Source organism: Marinobacter sp. LQ44, assembly GCF_001447155.2.
Lineage (GTDB): Bacteria > Pseudomonadota > Gammaproteobacteria > Pseudomonadales > Oleiphilaceae > Marinobacter.
In genome coordinates, this window is the sequence record NZ_CP014754.1 from 3,708,483 (window position 1) to 3,726,226 (window position 17,744).

At 57.6% G+C, this 17,744-nt stretch carries 20 protein-coding genes; 11 read left to right on the forward strand and 9 right to left on the reverse strand.

Annotated elements, in window-relative coordinates; translation table 11 throughout:
• Positions 1 to 9: 9 nt before the first annotated feature.
• Both ASQ50_RS17010 and ASQ50_RS17015 read right to left on the reverse strand, forming a co-directional pair.
• Positions 10 to 288 carry a SelT/SelW/SelH family protein gene (locus tag ASQ50_RS17010; RefSeq protein ID WP_058090614.1) on the reverse strand — a complete coding sequence of 93 codons (279 nt, stop codon included), beginning with the start codon at positions 286 to 288 and terminating at the stop codon, positions 10 to 12.
• Positions 285 to 2,480, reverse strand: coding sequence for an OsmC domain/YcaO domain-containing protein (locus ASQ50_RS17015; protein ID WP_058090613.1), 2,196 nt, complete (start codon positions 2,478 to 2,480; stop codon positions 285 to 287). The genes ASQ50_RS17010 and ASQ50_RS17015 overlap by 4 nt, the downstream gene beginning before the upstream one ends.
• A 24-nt stretch (positions 2,481 to 2,504) precedes the next feature.
• Between ASQ50_RS17015 and ASQ50_RS17020 the strand changes: the two genes are divergently transcribed.
• Positions 2,505 to 2,732 carry a hypothetical protein gene (locus tag ASQ50_RS17020; RefSeq protein WP_058090612.1) on the forward strand — a complete coding sequence of 76 codons (228 nt, stop codon included), beginning with the start codon at positions 2,505 to 2,507 and terminating at the stop codon, positions 2,730 to 2,732.
• On the opposite strand, the gene ASQ50_RS17025 is transcribed toward ASQ50_RS17020, so the two are convergent.
• On the reverse strand, positions 2,729 to 3,562 hold the full coding sequence (locus ASQ50_RS17025; RefSeq protein ID WP_058090611.1) for a zinc-dependent peptidase: 834 nt from the start codon (positions 3,560 to 3,562) through the stop codon (positions 2,729 to 2,731). The two genes, ASQ50_RS17020 and ASQ50_RS17025, sit on opposite strands and share 4 nt — an antisense overlap.
• An 87-nt stretch (positions 3,563 to 3,649) precedes the next feature.
• On the opposite strand from ASQ50_RS17025, the gene ASQ50_RS17030 reads away from it, so the two are divergent.
• From ASQ50_RS17030 to ASQ50_RS17045, 4 genes are all read left to right on the forward strand, one after another.
• Complete coding sequence (locus ASQ50_RS17030; RefSeq protein ID WP_058090610.1) at positions 3,650 to 3,970, forward strand: antibiotic biosynthesis monooxygenase family protein; 321 nt, start codon at positions 3,650 to 3,652, stop codon at positions 3,968 to 3,970.
• Positions 3,971 to 4,177: 207 nt separating this feature from the next.
• A complete protein-coding gene (locus ASQ50_RS17035) occupies positions 4,178 to 4,549 on the forward strand; it encodes a YidH family protein (RefSeq protein ID WP_058090609.1) in 372 nt (123 codons plus the stop codon).
• 37 nt (positions 4,550 to 4,586) lie between these two features.
• A complete protein-coding gene (locus tag ASQ50_RS17040; protein ID WP_058090608.1) occupies positions 4,587 to 5,441 on the forward strand; it encodes a crotonase/enoyl-CoA hydratase family protein in 855 nt (284 codons plus the stop codon).
• Positions 5,442 to 5,444: 3 nt separating this feature from the next.
• Positions 5,445 to 6,029 carry a CPBP family intramembrane glutamic endopeptidase gene (locus ASQ50_RS17045; RefSeq protein ID WP_082888513.1) on the forward strand — a complete coding sequence of 195 codons (585 nt, stop codon included), beginning with the start codon at positions 5,445 to 5,447 and terminating at the stop codon, positions 6,027 to 6,029.
• On the opposite strand, the gene ASQ50_RS17050 is transcribed toward ASQ50_RS17045, so the two are convergent.
• Complete coding sequence (locus ASQ50_RS17050; RefSeq protein WP_058090607.1) at positions 6,019 to 6,918, reverse strand: LysR family transcriptional regulator ArgP; 900 nt, start codon at positions 6,916 to 6,918, stop codon at positions 6,019 to 6,021. The two genes, ASQ50_RS17045 and ASQ50_RS17050, sit on opposite strands and share 11 nt — an antisense overlap.
• 88 nt (positions 6,919 to 7,006) lie before the next feature.
• Between ASQ50_RS17050 and ASQ50_RS17055 the strand changes: the two genes are divergently transcribed.
• Together ASQ50_RS17055 and ASQ50_RS17060 are read left to right on the forward strand one after the other, a co-directional pair.
• On the forward strand, positions 7,007 to 7,612 hold the full coding sequence (locus tag ASQ50_RS17055; RefSeq protein WP_058090606.1) for a LysE/ArgO family amino acid transporter: 606 nt from the start codon (positions 7,007 to 7,009) through the stop codon (positions 7,610 to 7,612).
• Positions 7,613 to 7,679: 67 nt separating this feature from the next.
• Positions 7,680 to 8,027: a hypothetical protein gene (locus ASQ50_RS17060; protein ID WP_058090605.1), complete on the forward strand. Its 348-nt coding sequence runs from the start codon at positions 7,680 to 7,682 to the stop codon at positions 8,025 to 8,027.
• 29 nt (positions 8,028 to 8,056) lie between these two features.
• Here the strand turns inward: ASQ50_RS17060 and ASQ50_RS17065 are convergent, their stop codons facing one another.
• Positions 8,057 to 9,112 (reverse strand): alpha/beta hydrolase, encoded by a 1,056-nt coding sequence (locus ASQ50_RS17065; RefSeq protein WP_058090604.1) that lies wholly within the window; start codon positions 9,110 to 9,112, stop codon positions 8,057 to 8,059.
• Positions 9,113 to 9,197: 85 nt separating this feature from the next.
• Here ASQ50_RS17065 and ASQ50_RS17070 point away from each other — a divergent pair, with 85 nt between their 5' ends.
• From ASQ50_RS17070 to ASQ50_RS17080, 3 genes are all read left to right on the forward strand, one after another.
• On the forward strand, positions 9,198 to 9,512 hold the full coding sequence (locus ASQ50_RS17070; protein ID WP_058090603.1) for a DUF2007 domain-containing protein: 315 nt from the start codon (positions 9,198 to 9,200) through the stop codon (positions 9,510 to 9,512).
• Between the two features lie 92 nt (positions 9,513 to 9,604).
• Positions 9,605 to 10,606, forward strand: coding sequence for a CobW family GTP-binding protein (locus ASQ50_RS17075; RefSeq protein ID WP_058090602.1), 1,002 nt, complete (start codon positions 9,605 to 9,607; stop codon positions 10,604 to 10,606).
• Positions 10,607 to 10,609: 3 nt separating this feature from the next.
• Positions 10,610 to 11,269 carry a hypothetical protein gene (locus ASQ50_RS17080; RefSeq protein WP_058090601.1) on the forward strand — a complete coding sequence of 220 codons (660 nt, stop codon included), beginning with the start codon at positions 10,610 to 10,612 and terminating at the stop codon, positions 11,267 to 11,269.
• A gap of 33 nt (positions 11,270 to 11,302) precedes the next feature.
• Here ASQ50_RS17080 and ASQ50_RS17085 read toward each other — a convergent pair whose 3' ends face one another.
• From ASQ50_RS17085 to ASQ50_RS17095, 3 genes are all read right to left on the reverse strand, one after another.
• Positions 11,303 to 12,145, reverse strand: coding sequence for a DUF6160 family protein (locus ASQ50_RS17085; RefSeq protein WP_058090600.1), 843 nt, complete (start codon positions 12,143 to 12,145; stop codon positions 11,303 to 11,305).
• A 102-nt stretch (positions 12,146 to 12,247) separates the two neighbouring features.
• Positions 12,248 to 14,062, reverse strand: a complete 1,815-nt coding sequence (locus ASQ50_RS17090) for a choice-of-anchor D domain-containing protein (protein ID WP_058090599.1) — start codon at positions 14,060 to 14,062, stop codon at positions 12,248 to 12,250.
• Positions 14,063 to 14,310: 248 nt separating this feature from the next.
• A complete protein-coding gene (locus ASQ50_RS17095) occupies positions 14,311 to 15,333 on the reverse strand; it encodes a helix-turn-helix transcriptional regulator (protein ID WP_058090598.1) in 1,023 nt (340 codons plus the stop codon).
• Positions 15,334 to 15,525: 192 nt separating this feature from the next.
• On the opposite strand from ASQ50_RS17095, the gene ASQ50_RS17100 reads away from it, so the two are divergent.
• Positions 15,526 to 16,185 (forward strand): class I SAM-dependent methyltransferase, encoded by a 660-nt coding sequence (locus tag ASQ50_RS17100; protein ID WP_058090666.1) that lies wholly within the window; start codon positions 15,526 to 15,528, stop codon positions 16,183 to 16,185.
• Positions 16,186 to 16,377: 192 nt separating this feature from the next.
• On the opposite strand, the gene ASQ50_RS17105 is transcribed toward ASQ50_RS17100, so the two are convergent.
• Entirely contained in the window at positions 16,378 to 17,703 is a 1,326-nt protein-coding gene (locus ASQ50_RS17105) for an IS1182 family transposase (RefSeq protein WP_068351393.1), read from the reverse strand.
• Between the last annotated feature and the right edge of the window lie 41 nt (positions 17,704 to 17,744).

A 17,744-nucleotide genomic window follows, 5' to 3' on the forward strand; every position in this document is an offset into this window, starting at 1 on the left:
TGGCCTGAATTACGCTGGTTTGTCTGAATGCCCGAGGGAGTGCTCTGGCGCTATCTGATCCCGTACCAGCTGTTTCAATTGCTTGATGTCCGGGAAGCCTCCCTGTTCCTTGCGGGACCAGATACGGGTGTCGTTTACCCAGACTTCGAAGATGCCGCCGGTGCCGGGTTTCAGGGTAAGTTCGTCGACCATGCCGTCAAAGGTGGTGAGCAGTTCCTGGGCCATCCAGGTGGATCTCAGCATCCAGTTACAGCCGGTGCAGTAATGAAGGGTGATTCTGGTTGTCATGGCTTTGAAATTCCTGCCTTTTTTGCCCTGGCCGCGTGCAGCTTCTTGTAGCTCTCGATCATCTTCAGGTGCCGGTCCAGACCGCGCAGGTCCATGCCGGTTTCTTCCAGGCCATAGAAGCGGACCGTGCCGTTAATGGAGCCGACCACGGCGTCCATTACCCCGTCACCAAACATACGGCGGAAGTTGTAGAGGTAGTCGTCCAGCGCCAGTTCTTCATTCAGCGTCGCTTCCAGGGCTGCGTTCATGGCCTGGTAGAACAGGCCCCGTTCTACGGTGTTGTCGTTAAACTGCAGGAACATGTCCACCAGCTCCTGGGCCTCTTCCAGCTCGCCCAGTGCCAGGTAGATGAGCAGTTTCAGCTCCAGAATGGTGAGCTGGCCCCACACGGTGTTCTCATCAAACTCGATGCCGGTGAGGGTGACGATGGTCATGTACACGTCCAGCTCGGCCTCTTCCAGGCGCTGCACCAGATCGGCCAGCTCGTCTTCATTCAAACGGTGCAGGTTGAGGATGTCTTCCCGGAATTCCAGCGCCATGTTGGTGTTGTCCCACACCAGGTCTTCTACCGGATACACCTCGGAATAGCCCGGCACCAGAATGCGGCACACCGGAGCGCCCAGGTCTTCGAACACGGCCATGTAGCAATCCTTGCCCATGTCCGAGAGGATGCCAAACAGGGTGGCGGCTTCTTCTTCGTTGGTGCCGGAGAAATCCCATTCGACAAAATCGTAGTCGGATTTGGCACTGAAGAAGCGCCAGGACACCACGCCGCTGGAATCGATAAAGTGCTCAACGTAGTTGTTGGGCTCAGTTACCGCCATGGAGTTGAACGTAGGCGCGGGCAGGTCGTTCAGGCCTTCAAAGCTCCGGCCCTGCAGCAGTTCGGTCAGGCTGCGTTCCAGTGCCACGTGGAAGCTGGGGTGCGCACCGAAGGAGGCAAACACGCCACCGGTCTTCGGGTTCATCAGGGTCACGCACATCACCGGGAACTGACCACCCAGTGAGGCGTCTTTTACCAGTACCGGGAAGCCCTGTTCTTCCAGGGCTTTGATACCCTCAACGATCTCCGGGTACTTGGCCAGCACGCTCTCCGGCACATCCGGCAGGGCGATTTCGTTTTCGATGATCTCTTTCTTCACCGCCCGCTCGAAGATTTCCGACAGGCACTGTACCTGGGCTTCCTGCAGGGTGTTGCCGGCGCTCATGCCGTTGCTCAGGTACAGGTTCTCGATCAGATTGGAGGGGAAGTAAACGGTTTCCCCGTCCGACTGCCGCACATAGGGAATGCTGCAGATACCGCGCTCCGGCGTGCCGGAGTTGGTGTCGAACAGGTGGGTACCGAGCAGCTCGCCGTCCGGGTTGAAAATCTCCAGGCAGTAGTCGTCGAGAATGCCCTCGGGCAACTCGCCTTCCGGGCCGGGCTGGAACCATTTCTCGTTCGGGTAATGCACGAACTCGCTGTTGGCGATGTCCTGGCCGAAATACTGATCGTTGTAGAAGAAGTTGCAGTTCAGCCGCTCGATGAACTCACCGAGGGCCGAGCACAGGGCGGCCTCCTTGGTGGCGCCCTTGCCGTTGGTGAAGCACATGTGGGCGGCGGTATCACGCACGTGCAGGGACCACACGTGAGGCACAATGTTGCGCCAGGAGGCAATTTCGATTTTCATGCCCAGGTCTGCCAGGATGCCGCTCATGTTGGCGATAGTGGTTTCCAGGGGCAGGTCTTTGCCTTCGATGTAAGTATTCGCTTCGCCCTCCGGCTTCACGGTAAGCAGTGCCTGGGCGTCTTCGTCCAGGTTTTCCACCACTTCGATCTGGAAATCCGGGCCGGTTTGAACCACTTTTTTCACGGTGCAACGGTCGATGGAGCGGATGATGCCCTGGCGGTCCTTGTCGGAGATGTCTTCCGGCAGCTCGACCTGGATCTTGAAAATCTGCTTGTAGCGGTTTTCCGGGTCTACAATGTTGTTTTGCGACAGGCGGATGTTGTCGGTGGGGATATCCCGGGCGTTGCAGTAAACCTTCACAAAGTAGGCCGCGCACATGGCGGACGAGGCCAGGAAATAATCAAAGGGGCCGGGTGCCGAGCCATCGCCTTTGTAGCGCACGGGCTGGTCAGAGACGACCGTGAAATCGTCAAATTTGGCCTCAAGCCTCAGGTTGTCGAGATAATTGACTTTGATTTCCATGGGCAGCTTACCGGATTCAGAAATATGAGCAGTTTACGCGGAATAGACGAGGTAATCCCCGATGCGCGGGATGGTCTCACAAAAACCGAAAGGACGATACTTTACGTCCTCAGTGAAACCCAGCAGGAGCTGGGTGGCCGCAATGTGCCTACGGTGATGCTCTATGGCCGGGTGCTGGAGTACGTGAACATCAGCGAGCAGGAATTACACCTGTACCTGGACCGGCTTGGGGTAAAGGGTGATGGCCGCTAAGGGCGCTGGCTGCTGAAGTCTCTCGGGTCCAGCCGATAATAGCCGCACAGGGCTTTGTAGACGTCTGGTTGGGCTTCAAGCAGATGTTCCGGTTGTTGAAAAAAAGTTTCCGTCAGTACCGCAAAGAATTCCGCCGGTTCAGTGGCTCCGTAAGGGTCAAGCCAGGGCTTGTGGTGATGTGCCAGCCGATGTTGCAGGTGGTCCCAGGCCTTGGTCATGGTTTCCTGCCAGTTCCGGGCCTGCTCGCCATACAGTGGTGGTGCGCCATCGGCGGTGCCGTCCAGGTAGTCCAGCTGGTGGGCGAATTCGTGAAGGATCACATTATGGGGGCTGTGTGGCTCGGCGATGGCGTTTTCGCACTCGCTCCAGGCCAGTACCACCTGGCCACGGGAGGAAGCTTCGCCGGCGCGAACCTGGTCACTGTGGCTTACCACCAGGCCGTCGCTCTCAGTGCCCTGGGCCCGGTAGACGTCCGGATACACCAGAATACTTTGCACCTCGTCGTAGTCTGAAAACGGCCTTTCCAGAATCAGCAGGCAGGCATGGCCGGCAATGGTTACGCGCACTCTGTCGTCTACCTCAAAGCCATCGCAGCCGTAATAGGCCTTCTCTGAGACAAACAGCTGCACCAGGCGCTCCAGCCGCTTCCTTTGCTGCGGTGCCAACCGTTTGTAGGCGGGCACCTGCTTTTTCAGGTAGCTGCGCCAGGGTTTGGGGAAGGGCTGCTGTAGTTCCCGCTTTCGCCGCCAGTTTCGGTAGAAAAACAGATAGAACAGTGACCCGGAGATCAGAAGTGTGGCAAAGATGGCGAATAAAACCGCTGTGGACATTCGGGTTCCCATTACCATGGCTGGTGGTTGTGTTTGCGGTGATCATACCTGATTCTGTTAGCAACAGTGGTCCGACCGGGAGTCACAATGAAGTACATTTTTGAGGTTACGGTTAAAGAGGGTTTTACCGCCGAGGATTATGCAGATGCCTGGGTAAGAGCCAGCGAGCTGATTCAGCAGGCGCCTGGGGCTCGCGGCACGGAATTGCACCGGAAGATCGGTGAGCCGAACAAGCTGATTGCCATCGCCAGCTGGGACAGCAAGGCAGACCGGGATGCCATGGACGCAACCAAGGACCCCCGGATTATGGACATCATCAAAAGTGCGGCGCCGTTTGTGGAAATCCGACCCCTGGGTGAATTTGAAGACCCGGAATGGGTGGTGATGCCGCCCGGATACAACGGGTAATCAATGGTCATCGAGCTTGTTCAGCGTCAGGTCTTTGTCCAAACGATAGGTATCGAAATCTTTGGCCAGGAACAGGTGGCCTCTTTAGTGACCGGGTTGGTGTTCCGGCGGATGTGCCCAGGAAAGTAAATTCCATCGTGCCTCGTTTCGCGGTAATGTGCCCCCTAATGATACGAAACCTTTTACCGAGAGGATACGTGCCGCACCATGTCTGACCTGAAAGACCCCCGGGTACTGTTCGCCGCAGAGCGCACTCTGTTGGCCTGGAACCGCACCAGCCTTGGGCTGACAGCCTTCGGCTTCCTGGTAGAACGGGCGGGTTTGCTGCTGGCGGCATTAGCCCCGGAGACCGGCAATAGCATGAACCTGGTAGCCATGTATTGGTTGGGGATGCTGTTCATTCTGCTGGGTGCCGCCACAGCGTTTTATGCTACCCGCCAGTTTGCAGCGGTGTTGAAAACCCTGAGTCCTGAAGAATTTCCCAACGGCTATAACGCCCGCTGGGGAATGACCATCAACCTGATCGTGGCGTTCCTCAGCCTGGCACTGGCAGCCGCCCTGTTTGTCAGCCAGTACTAACACAATCCAAGAACGACAGAACCAAAGGAGTCACACCTTGTCTGAACTAGCCAACTACGAAAGCTTCAATATCGAAGTAAAAGACCATATTGCCCACGTGCAGTTCAGTCGCCCGGAAGCCCTGAACACCATGAACAAGGCATTCTGGCTGGAGCTGCCCCGTTGCGTGCAGGACATCGAAGCCAATACCGATGCCCGGGTGATTGTGATTTCCTCCACCGGCAAACACTTTTCCGCCGGCATGGATCTGGGCGTATTCTCTGATCCAAAATCCGTGCCCATGAGCGGTGATCCGGGCCGGATGGCGGAGAACCTTCGCCGGGTGGTGCTGCAACTGCAGGATACCCTCACATCCTTGGAGAGAGTGCGTTTGCCGGTATTGGCAGCGGTTCATGGCGGCTGCATTGGCGGTGCCCTGGATCTGGTGTGTGCGGCCGACAGCCGTTACTGCACCGCGGATGCCTATTTCACTATCAAGGAAACCGAGCTGGGCATGACCGCCGATGTGGGCACCCTGCAGCGTCTGCCCAAGCTGATGCCCGAGGGCGTGGTGCGGGAATTGGCCTACACCGGGCGCAAGTTCGGGGCAGAGGAAGCTCACCGCCTTGGTTTCGTGAACACGGTATACGAATCCCAGGAAGCGATGCTGGAAGGCGTCATGGCCATTGCGGCGCAGATTGCGGCCAATTCGCCCCTGGCGGTGACCGGATGCAAGGAAATGATTAACTTCAGCCGTGATCACAGTGTGGAAGACAGCCTCAAGTACATGGCTACCTGGCAGTCTGGCATGTTCCGCCCCACCGACATGATGAAATCCTTCCAGGCCAAGGCCCAGAAACAGGCACCCGTTTACGATGACCTGTTCCCGGTCAAGGATCTGTTCTCTAACTGATCCATGCCTGACCGCCGGAGCTCCTCAATCTCAACATCTGCCGCCCTGTTGTTCCAGGGCGGCATTGGTCTGGTTGGCCTTCTGGCCATCTGGCTGTTTGGTATTCCGATACTGTCGGGCGGCCTGAGCCTTACCGAGGCGGTTTTGTTTGGCGTGATAGGTGCTGGTGTTACCTATCTCTCGCTGCTGTTGCTGACCCAAAATTCCTGGTTGTTCCCCGATGACCTCAGCAGCCAGATGCAAGCGCTCTATGATTTTGTGTCCGGTTACCGCTGGCCGGTGTTACTGGCATTGGCTGTGCTCGCCGGCGTCGGTGAAGAACTTCTGTTCCGGGGCGCGATACAGGGCTGGTTACTGCAATACACCGGGCCCTGGACGGCGGTACTGGCGGCGTCTGTGCTGTTCGGCCTTGTACATTATGTGTCATTCACCTACTTTCTGGTCGCTACGGGCCTGGGCCTGGTGCTGGGTGCCGCCTACCAGCTCAGCGGCAGTCTTGAGCTGGTGATGGTGTGGCATGCGGTTTATGACATGTTGGCGATATACTGCCTGCTGAGGTATCCGCACTGGTTTGGTGTCAGGGCCTGACCTGCCTGTGAGGACTTTTCTCAAGTAATCGGTTGTTGGTAAGTGCCTGAGTCAGGCGTTCCAGAGCTTCTCCGCTATGGCGCCAGAAATGCCAGTAGAGTGGCACCTCCAGTGATTGTCCCGGGGCGAGACTGACCAGCTCTCCAGATTTCAGCTCCCGGGTTGCCTGTATCTCCGGGATCATGCCGTATCCCAGGCCCGCGCAGGCGAGCTTCACGAAACCCTCCGATGACGGGCAAAGGTGATGGGGGAAGGCGCCATCGTATCCACATTGCGCAAGAAAACGGTGCTGGAGCAGGTCGTCCGGCCCGAAAACAATTGCCGGGGCTTGTTTCAGGCTTTGAGAATTGATGCCGTCCGGAAAATAACGGCGTGCATAGTCAGGCGTTGCCAGGGGGAGATAATGCATTGTGCCCAGCGCAACGCATCGAGCGCCGGCAAGGGGTTGTGGGCTGCTGCAAAGGCAGGCTGCGACATCGCCCTCCCGCATCCGCCGCAGGCCAATATCCTGATCTTCAATCACCAGATCCAGTAACAGTTCGTCATCCCTGCATACGTCGCCGATGACCTCGGCCCACCAGGTCGCCAGGCTGTCCGCGTTCAACGCAATGCGTAATCGGCTGGCTCGTTCGGTCAAAGCTGGCAAAGTTCTGGCCAGGTCTCTTTCCAGTAGTTGTACCTGTTGAACGTGATTGAGCAGCCGCCGGCCGGCGGGGGTTGGCGCGAGGGTGGGACTGCGAACCAACACCGGTTGGCCCAGTCTGATCTCCAGTGTACGAATGCGCTGGGAAACTGCGGACTGAGTGAGCCCCAGGGTATCCCCGGCACGCTCAAATCCGCCGCATTCAACCACGGTTGCCAGTGCTTCCAGCAGCTTGTAATCAATCATAAGTATAATTAATGCAGTATTAGCAGGATGAATTTCAAGTATATCGGTTTGCGGTTAGTCTGGCCCCTCAATCTTCGGAGGAACGGGCGTGCTTGAAAGTTATCTGACCGGCTTGCTGGTGTGTGGCGGTATTATCGTCGCAATTGGTGCACAGAATGCCTACGTGCTGAACCAAGCGATTCGTCGTGAGCATCATTGGTGGTCTGCGGGTGTGTGCATGACGTCCGATATCCTGCTGTTCACCCTCGGCATGTTTGGCGTAACGGCGGCCTTGATGGCCATGCCAGAGGCACTTGAGGTTTTGCGCTGGCTTGGTGTGGTATTCCTGGGCTGGTTGGCGATTCAGGCGTTCGTGCGGGCCGGACGGGGCAGGGCCGCGCTTGAAGCCGGGGCAGAGGCCCGAAGAGGTCTGAAAGGAGTGCTGTTGACTACTCTGGCGGTCACCCTGCTCAACCCTCAGGTTTACCTGGATACCTTATTGTTGATCCCGGCAGTAGGCGCCCAGCAATCCAGTGCGCCCGGCTTTGTTGCGGGGGCAAGCAGCGCCTCGGTGATCTGGTTTGGTGGGCTGGCCTGGCTGGGTTCTTCGCTGGCACCGTTACTGTCGCGGCCGGGCGCCTGGCGGGTGATTGATGGTGTTATTGGTTTGATGATGCTCGCTATCGCCCTTCAGCTGGCGTTTTCAGGTCTGTGAAATTCAAGTGATCGTGCGAAGTCCGTTTTTCTGCCTATACTCACGTCAGTAACAGAGGAATAGCCTGATGCCGAACCTGTTGGAGCAGGAGGAATCCCGGGACGGCTCTGTGATGATCTTCCGGGAGCACGATGGCTATTTGCAGTTTATGTCCAGCGAAGGCGCCACGCCGGATATGTACGCCCACATCCAGCGGACACCGGAACAGCGTGAAGAGGACAGGCAAAGCCTGATAGCGGTCATTGATGCGTCTCTTGAGGAGCTGAAAGTAAGCCCGGAACCCAGTATCTATTACAGCCATAGAGACGGTGATACGTTCATTGGTAGCGATGGGGTGCGGCCGCTTCCAGGGTTACCTGTTCAGCCGTCCGGTGCCGGCGAGCAACGTGGCTTCCGTGGTCCGTCAGTGCAATGACAAGGCTATGCCCTCCGTCTGAGCCAACCTCAGGCGTGTTGCTTCTCCACCTGGCTCAGAAACTCCCCGATGTCTTCAAAGGCTTGTTCCGCTTCCGGCAACAGAGGGGAGAAGATGTGCCATACATGGACCATGTTCTGCCAGGTGTGAAGTTGTACCGGTGAGCCTTCGGCCCGGGCTTTGGCGGCATATCGGGTGGCGTTGTCCAGCAGCATCTCCGTGCTGCTGGCGTGAATCAGCGTGGGCGGCAAGTCGTTAAGGTTTCCGCGCAGGGGCGACGCCACGGGATTGGTGGGGGAAATGCGAAACGCCGCCAGGGTACCCCACCAGAGTAACGGTAGCGGAATCTTCGACAAGCCCCCGAAAACCGGCCCAAGTAAGGGATCGGTACGGATATTTTCCCGGTTGCTGGGGGCGGTCAGGGTGAGGTCGGTGGACGGTGACAGGGCAATAGCGGCATCGGCCTGGCGCACCCCGTTATCCCGAATCCAGGCCAGCAGAGACAGGGTATGGCTACCGCCGGCAGAATCGCCCGCTACCACCATGAACTCCGCCTTCTCTTCGCCATCCGGACCGTGGTTCAGCAGCCAGGTATAGGCCTGGCGACAGTCGCGAATGCCGTCCATAAAACGGTGTTCCGGCATCAATCGGTAATCCAACGCAAACACCGCCGCATTGGCCAGTTGTGAGAACCGGTCGGTAATGGCGCGATGACTGCGGGGGCTTCCTGCGGCCCAGGCGCCACCGTGAATGTAGAGCACCCGGCGGCGGGTATCGGCACCCGGTGCAATCACCCATTCGCCCCGGGGTTGATCGTTGTGGCGAATCTCGGATTTAACCTCTACACCTTCACCGAGACTGTCCAGATGATTTCTGAGTGCAATCAGGCGGGCTTTGCCCTTCAGGCCCCGGGACGCTCGCCCCATGTCTTTGATGCGTTCCATCACCTCGTCGTGGGCGGGGTTCGGAGCCACTTCCCGCACCGCCCAGTCACCGCCATCGTAGTGGGAAAGGTCGTGCACCCGGAACAGCAAGAAGGTTGAGAGAACGATGAGCGCAACAACAGCGAGCAGAATCCAGAGCATGGGTTTTCCTTTTGGGGCCCTGTAAAAAGGGAACTATGCTGAAACGATATTCGTACCATGGCCAAGCATACAGAGGAAAGTCATCTTGCAAATAGCCTATCGGGCCCGGGATATCACCGAGGCACACATTGTTGCCGGCATGTTGGAGGCCAATGGCATCGACACCTATGCGGGCGGGCACTACCTGCAGGGTGCGATGGGGGAGATTGGTGCTGCCGGATTCAGTAATGTTCATGTGGACGATGATGATGTTTACCGGGCCAGAGTTCTGATTGACGAGTACGAATCCGACCGGGCGGTAGCGGCCTCGCAACGCGACGAGCAGGACAAGCCGGATCATTATGCTCGCTGGTTTATTGTTGTAATCGTTGCTTTGGCCTGGCTTCTATGGCGATTCTGAGCTGATCGGATGGTTTGGCTTTTGTTGTTGCGCCCCCACTGGTACTGGGTGCCTCATTTTTGTTATGTTGTAACGCTTTTGAGGCCGCACTCATGTCTGATCCCGTCCGCCCTGTTCCTACCAATCTGATCCTTGGTTTTCTTGGTGTAGGCAAAACCACCGCCATCCTTGATTTGCTCCGGCAAAAGCCGGAAGGCGAGGTTTGGGCGGTTTTGGTGAACGAGTTTGGTGAGGTTGGGATCGACGGCGCCATCCTGGAGACCGAGGGAGCCGTGGTACGGGAAATTCCCGGCGGCTGCATGTGTTGTGTTGCCGGCCTGCCCATGCAGATTGGCCTTAACCAGCTGATTGCCCGTGCCAAGCCCGACCGGCTGTTGATCGAACCCACCGGTCTTGGCCATCCCTCCCAGATTCTGGATACCCTGACGGGCGAGTATTATCAGGACGTCTTGAAACTGGGCCCGGTGATTACCCTGGTTGACCCCCGTAAACTGGAAGACCCCAGGGTGCTGGACAACGTTCAGTTCCGGGACCAGGTGGCGGCGGCGGATATATTGGTCGCGAACAAGACGGACTTGTGCACAGACAACCAGGTGCACGCATTTGATCAATGGGCGGCCCGACTTGCGCCGGAGGGCCGTCCGGTGTATCACACCAACCATGGCCACCTTTCGGTTGGCTGGCTTGATGGCACGGCCGCGTTACCCGAGGTGTCTGAGCCCCATGCGCACCATCACCACCATGGCAAGATCGTGGATACCCCGCCACCGTCAGTTGATGAGAACCCATGGCAATGGGTCACTAACCGGGGGCACGGGCACAATAGTATAGGCTGGCGGATTCATCCTGAGTTGATGCTGGACGAAAATGCGATACTGGCGATGGCCATGGATGACCGGTTGCTGCGCTTCAAGGCCGTTGTTCATACCCGGGATGGCTGGCGCGTTGTAAACGTTGTGGACGGCGCTGTTACCATCCTGCCGGGCGAGCCCAGGGAGCTTTCCCGGGTGGAATTGATTTCAGCCGAGGCACTGGATGCCTCGGAAATGGACCAGCTGCTGCGGGCCGCAGCCGGGCTGACCGACCAGGATTAAGGTATGAGAATTCGGATTACTCACCAGAGAATCACCCTGTTTCTGCAATCCATTCTGTTGCTTGAGGCGGTGCTTGCGATCTGGGGGCAGCGCTGGTTTACCGCTTTCCTGACCAGCATGATCATTGTGATCACGCTGTTCCCGATACTGTTTGAGCGGCGGTTCCGGATTCACATTCCCCCGGAACTGCAGTTGGCGGCCATTGGGTTCGTGTTCGCGTCACTTTTCCTTGGGGAGATTCACGACTACTACAACCGGTTCTGGTGGTGGGACATGGCGCTGCATACCATGTCTGGCTTCCTGCTGGGGATTCTCGGTTTCTTGCTGGTTCACATCATGAACGAGACCGAAAAGATTCACGTTCACATGAAGCCCGGGTTTGTAGCGTTCTTTGCCTTTATGTTCGCGCTGGGCGTTGGTGCCCTGTGGGAGATCTTCGAGTTTGCCATGGACAGCCTGTTTGGCATGAACATGCAGAAGCCAATGCTGGGCGATCCCTCGGGGCTGACCGATACCATGTGGGACCTGATCGTTGACGCGCTGGGCGCGCTGATTATTTCGATCCTTGGCTGGCGATACCTGAAGAACCCTGAGCGGAACTCGTTCCTGGAGCGCTGGATTGATTCGTTTATCGAGCGTAATCCACGCTTTTTCAGGAAGTGAGGGAAAGCCCGGCAAGCGCCGGGCTTTTCGGTTTTAATGGCCGTAGATGCGCATGGTGGTGTCTTGAACCACCAGGTTGTCCATCATCACCGAGCCGATAGAGGTGCCGCCCACCAGCACCTGGTCAATCGACATGTCCGCCGCGAAGGTGTTCAGATCGATGGCCAGGGCGTCGCCGGCACCACCCAGGCGGGTACCCTTGTACACGTCCATATCAATGGTGGCGCCAAGAGTCAGGACGCCCGGGTTCGCGGCGGAGCCGTCGAGCCGGGTGCCCATGTAGTCAGCGCCGGTCATCTTCAGGCCGCGGATGCCCAGGGCCAGGAAGTCGAAATCAACGTTGAGCTCGGAGATGCCTACCTGGGTATTCAGGTTGAGGGTGTCGGTGGCGGTATCAACGCGGATGCCAACCTTGGTGAAGGCGCCCACCATGTTGAAGTTGCTGGCCAGCAAGGTTGTATCGGTGTGACCTTCAAGGGTCCAGTCACCGGTGCTGATACCGAAATCGATCGGCGCCGCGGTGATCGGGAAGATATTGATCAGTGCGTCACCGTCATCCGCGATGTCGATGTCGATCTTGATGTTGTCGATCAAATCACTGGTCTGACCGAACAGGGCGTCGCGGAAATCGGTGATCTCCTCGAACAGATCTGTACGGTTGGCGCCACCAATCTTGATGTCTTTGATGGACAGTGAGCCTTCATCGGTGTACCGGAATTCGCCGATGTCCACCCGGGTTTCCAGCTCAATGGTGACACCGGCCTGACCAGTGATGTTGCCCATATGGGCGTCGTCAAGAGGCTTGAGGTCGGCTTGTGCGGCAAACGGCAAACCCGCCATGGCCAGCACTAACGCAGTTTTTTTCAGGCTTTTCATTGTATTGTTCCTTTTTGGTTTTGTTATTCGACGTTTCCAACGACGTAGCCACAGCCGGCTATCGCCAGCTGTGGCTGTGTTATCCGGCTACGCCGGATTTCCTTACTGTTCCGGGGTCAACTCCAGTTCAATGGTGTTGCCGGAACCGGTGAGGAACTGGTTGAGCAGACCGGTCAGCAGTCCGCAGTTCTCCAGCGGTGGCAGATCGTAGACACCGTTGACGGTGCCGCCGGTCGCTGGCGAGAAGTTGGAGCCTTCAACCGAAGCGAGGTCTATGCTGACGGGCTCGCGAGTCATACACTCGGCCCCCCCGCCAACCCGAAGCGGCAGGCCGAAGACCTTGATCGCCACCTTGGGCACTTTCACGTACAGCTGTGAGTTGGCGGTGAGCTTGCCGTTAATCAGCGTGCCGGTGGTGACGTCTGCCTGTTCAAATTCAACATTGGCTGAGGCATTCAGCCTGCTGAAAAGCAGCTTGATGGAAAAGTTGCCATACGTTGGGTCCAGTTCCAGGTCGGCTTCGAAGGTGCCCGCCGCCAGATCCAGCAGGGTGGCAATGGAACCGTTCAGGGGCAGGGTGCCGCCCGAGGACTTGATGAAGGTAGAGCCTTCCAGGCCGAGCAGCAGCTCAAGTTTTGAACCGGTTTGCTCAAAGGCCTCAGCGGAGACAGGAACGCTGACCTCCGGTGTTTCCGGGTCGTCTGAACGGATCACCAGGTTGGCGTTGCTGACGCCCACCGCGTTGGCGGTATAGCTCAACTCAACGGTACAGCTTTCGTTGGCGGCAATGGTTGTGCAGTTGTTGGTTTGAACAAAGTCTGCAGCGCTGGCACCTTCAAGCGCAATGCTGTCAATCAGCAGGACTTCGTTACCGCTGTTGCTAATGGTCACTTCAGCCGATGCGCTCTGGCCCAGCTGGATTCGGCCCAGGTCAACGGCGTCTGGATTAACACCGATTTCAGGTGTCGGGGCCAGTACACCACGGCCGGTCAATGCCACATCAACCGCAGGGTTGTCGGCATCGGTCGACTCGATGGTGAGAGTTGCATTGCGAGTGCCTTCGGTACTCGGCGCGAAGGTCACGTTCACGTCACAGGAAGCACTCGGAGCCAGGCTTGCGCAGTTGTTGGTCTGCAGGAATGCGTCGGCGTCAGTTCCGCTGATGGTAACGTTGTTGATACCCAGCGCGGCATTACCCGTGTTGGAAACGGTGACGGTTTGCTCTGCCGTCAAACCGGCCTGTACGTTTCCGAAGGCCAGGTCTTCCCGGTTGACGCCAATACGCGGTGCTTCGGACACCTCACCGCTAACCAGAATGGTTTGCAGCAGGTTGTCCTGATCCGGAAGTTGCACGCAGTCGGTGAGAATCTCGCCAATGGGAGCCGGCGCAATATCGCCATTCGGGGTGCGGGCTGTCAGGTCAAGGGTAAGTCCGCCAACGCGAATCTCAGCCTCGCCGATATCGTCTTCGGTAAAGAGCACTTCAGGTGCCAGGCCTGAGGCTGGAACATTGAATTCGCCGCTTACGTTAGGAATGAATGTGGGCGGAATCGTCAGTTCGACAATCTGTTCCAGACTGCGATTGGCGGTCACCACGGTGTTGAAGCTGGTTGCGATGCCTTCGACCGTTTCCGAGCCAACCAGCTTGAGCCCGGTGCGGGCGTCGTCGTTCACCACGGTAATGGCGGTGACTTCAAACTGTGGGGTGGGCTCACCAACGTTGGCCACCGTGGGAATGTCTGCGCTGATTTGGGCGCGGATAGGTTGGGTTCCGATCAGGGGGAACGGGCATTCGAACGCCAGTTCAATGGATACCGGCTCTGCCGATGCGTTGCTTGCACCACCGGCCAACAAGGCCGCTGCCGCAACGGCCGGGCCGAGCTTGCGGACACTCGTATTGAGGTTCCTGAGTTTCATGAGTTCGTCCTCTGTCTATCTGTAGTTGTTGTAGTTGGGTTGCAGACAACACCGATGACGGACAGCTCAATCGGACTTGCAAAGATCCCTTTGCCACACGTGCGGGGCACGCATGAGTGCAGGGTCATTTAACGGTCTTGGGATGGCGCGGGTCATTGCTTGCCCCGGCAGGGTTTTTGTCCAAAACGGAGAAGCGGGGAGGGATTGCCTAAAGCGTGAACAGCATCAACCTCATAGCTGAACCCTGTTCACTTTTTTTTGCGGGCCTTGCGACGAACGTCGCCGGGCGTATGGCCGGTCCATGACCGGTACGCTTTGGTAAAGCCGGCTTGGTCACTGAAGCCCAGTTTTTCCGCAATGGATTCCAGTGGCACATTGGTGTCTTTCAGGTACAGCGTGGCAAAGCTTTCCCGGATGTCGTTTCTCAATTCACGGAACGAGGTGCCTGCACTGGCGAGGTGTTGCCGGAGCGTCCTGGGGCTGATGTCCAGGCGCCGGGCAATGTTCTCCGTGGTGCAGGGGCGGCCTGGCTGGCTCATGATCAGTTCCCGTACCTTTATGACCGTTTCGTCGGCCTCCAGGGTTTGCTGATTGCGGTCGTGGCGGGTGCGGGCCACCAGGAATTCCAGGCTGGCGTCGTCTTTCCGGATCGGTAGTCCGTTAAGCGGCATGGTGACCTGGCTTACGTTGGCATCGAATGCAAACTCGCAGCCTGGCGCCAGCCGTTTCCAGTCCTCTTCGGGTAGGACACTGGGGAAGTCGAACTGGAAGTTGAAATGGCTGCACACCTGGCTGGATACCCGGTGAATGCTACCCATGTAAATTTTGGTCAGGCAGGGGCGAAGGCTCCCAAGCCCCCAGGTATCTATCAGCCGGATTCGAAAGGTAGAGCCGGTGGAAGCCAGTTCCATATCCATCAATGGCAGCCCCACCCGGAGATACTGCACGATCATGCTGATCAACCGCCTCGGATTCTCCTGGCCAAGTACCGCGAACCCCAGCAGCCCATGGCTTGGGAGATCCAGTTGCTGGCCGAACTCGAAGGCGGCTCGTTCATCGGTCATTAACCAGTCCGCTTTGCCGAGCACCGCCAGAACCTGGTTCATCGACAGGCTGGCCTCCGGACTTTCGAGCATGTCTTCAGTAACGCCGGTATCCTCAAGAATGGTGTGGCGCTTTACGCCCCGGCTTTCCATGAACCGGATGAACCGGTAAGCATAGCGGGCCGACACAATTGGCACTTCCAGGGCAAGATTGTTCAACGTATCCATGTTTTGTCTCTGGGCCAGATTACCCCGGCGTTTCGTCATAAACCATACAGTTGTTATTATTCATGCCTATTACAGGCTGCTTCAGACGCCAGTATAGGCACCGTAAGGGAGTGGCTTTCCGGCAGTTGGTCACAAACTGGTTTCATGGCCGGATATGACAATGAAACTTTCGACAGGTTGGGAATTGCCAAAATGGTAGAGGGTGATGGCGGCCGGCTCCTGTGCCCGGTGTGTGAATCGGGCACTTTGCAGCCGTTTCGCACGGTTATGGAAAAACGCTACCTGCGCTGTGGGCAATGCCTGGCAACGGTTATGGCCCCTGAGTGTCACCTGACGGCCGATGAGGAGCGCGCCATATACGCGCTGCATAACAATGACACCGGGGACGCCGGCTATCGCCGGTTTCTGTCGAAGCTGTCAGAGCCCCTGTTGGCGAAGCTAGCTGATGGTGCCCGGGGGCTGGATTTCGGCTGCGGGCCGGGGCCGGCGCTTGCGGACATGATGCGGGAGGCGGGTTTTGACATGGCGCTGTACGATCCGTTCTTCCACCCTGCCACGTCGGCCCTCGAGCAGCAGTACGATTTCATTACCTGTACCGAGGTGGTAGAGCACCTGTACCGCCCTGCTGAGGTGTTCAGGCAACTGGATTCGTTGCTCAAGCCGGGGGGCTGGCTGGGGATGATGACGTGTTTCCAGACCGATGATGATCGGTTTGATCATTGGCACTATCGGCGCGACCCAACCCACGTGGTATTTTACCGGGAACAGACGTTCGCCTGGCTGGCTGACCGCTACGGTTGGCAGTATGAAGTGCCTCGTAAAGACGTGGTACTGATTCGCAAGCCGGGCTAGGAGTCTGCGCGGCAGAAGTGTTTTGAGCAAGTGCCTCCGCCGCGCCGAATCACGGTTGTGCCCGAGAGTATAGGCGCAGTATCCAACCGGATAGAGTCACGATTTTCTATTCAGGCAATCAAGACGGTTATAGGCAAGCTCACAACCGTAGCCCGACCACTCAGCACGGCCCAGCACGCCGCCTCAGATCGCCTATGTCAGCCTCATCAGCGAACTCATCCGCCTGAGGTTAAGCGACAGGCAGACCAGATCCCATTCGCCTTGCACGGCATTAAGCCCCCTCAGGCTGAACTGCCGGAAGCCCAGAATATGCTTGATCCAGCCATTAACCGCCTCAACCAGATGCTTGCGCCGGGCGTAAACCGAACGCCCCGTCGCGGTGGCCAGCTTCTCGGCCATCCGTGACGTGGCTGGATAACCGCTCGCGTCTATCTCTGCGCTCTTTTTCCCTTCCCGACGCAGCGAAACATAACCGTCGATCCTTTTGTCCTCCAGGGACTGTAAGTCGTCTTCTTTACGGTAACCGGCATCGGCCAGGCATTGTTTCGGATAGGTTTTCAGGATGTCTTTCACGTCATCCAGTAGCGGTATCAGGCGCCCCTGATCACTGGCATTGCTGCCCAGATGATTAGCGACAATCAGTTGGAATTCACCGTCCACGGCCAACTGGCCGTTGTAGCATTGCTGGAACCCATCCGCCGTTTTCATAATCCGGCTTTGCGGGTCGGTAAAGTTGCTTTGATCTTTGTCGTCCGGCACCCCGTAATCTCGCTTGAAGTTCCGGCCACCGCGGGGTGGGCGGCGGTCATCGTCCGGGTGCCGGCCTTTGGCGGCATCCCGCGCTTTCTGATCCGCTTCCAACTTCTCCTTGGCAGCGCGGATCTTGTCCAGTCGCGCCTGTCGGTACTGCAACTCCTCAGGTAGCTCATCACCCCGCTGGTCCGGGCCGAACTGCCGATCTTCCGACTCATCCGTTCGACGGGCCTGACGACATAGCCCATCGATCTCTTTCGATAAACGATCTTCTTCCTCGCCCATGCGGCCATAGCTCATGGCCTTGTGCTTACTGGCATTAGCCCGAATCTTTGTGCCATCAATCGCCAGTGTTCCCAGCGTGATCAGCTCCGCCTCCCGGGCAATCCGTACGACTTGAATGAAGATGGCCTTGAAGGCGACCAGATGGTGTTTGCGGAAATCACAGATCGTGCGGTGCTTGGGAAAATTACCCGCAGCCAGAACCCGAAAGGCGACGTCTTCCTCCAACTTCCGGGCAATCTTGCGTGAGGAGAATACGCCGGTGGCGTAGGCGTAAATAAGAACCTTCAGCATCATCCGCGGATCGAACGGCGAGTTACGCCGACCGTTGCCTTCGTAGCGGGCGTAAAACGCACTCAAATCCAGCTCCTCGACAACATCACTGACAAAATAGGCCAGGTGGCCATCAGGCAGCCACTCGTTCAGGCTTGGGGGAAGGAGCAATTCCTGGTCGGGCGAGTACGGGCGGAAAGTGGTTCCCATCAGACGTCCTGTTGCCGAAAAATTTTCGGTTTATTATGCCA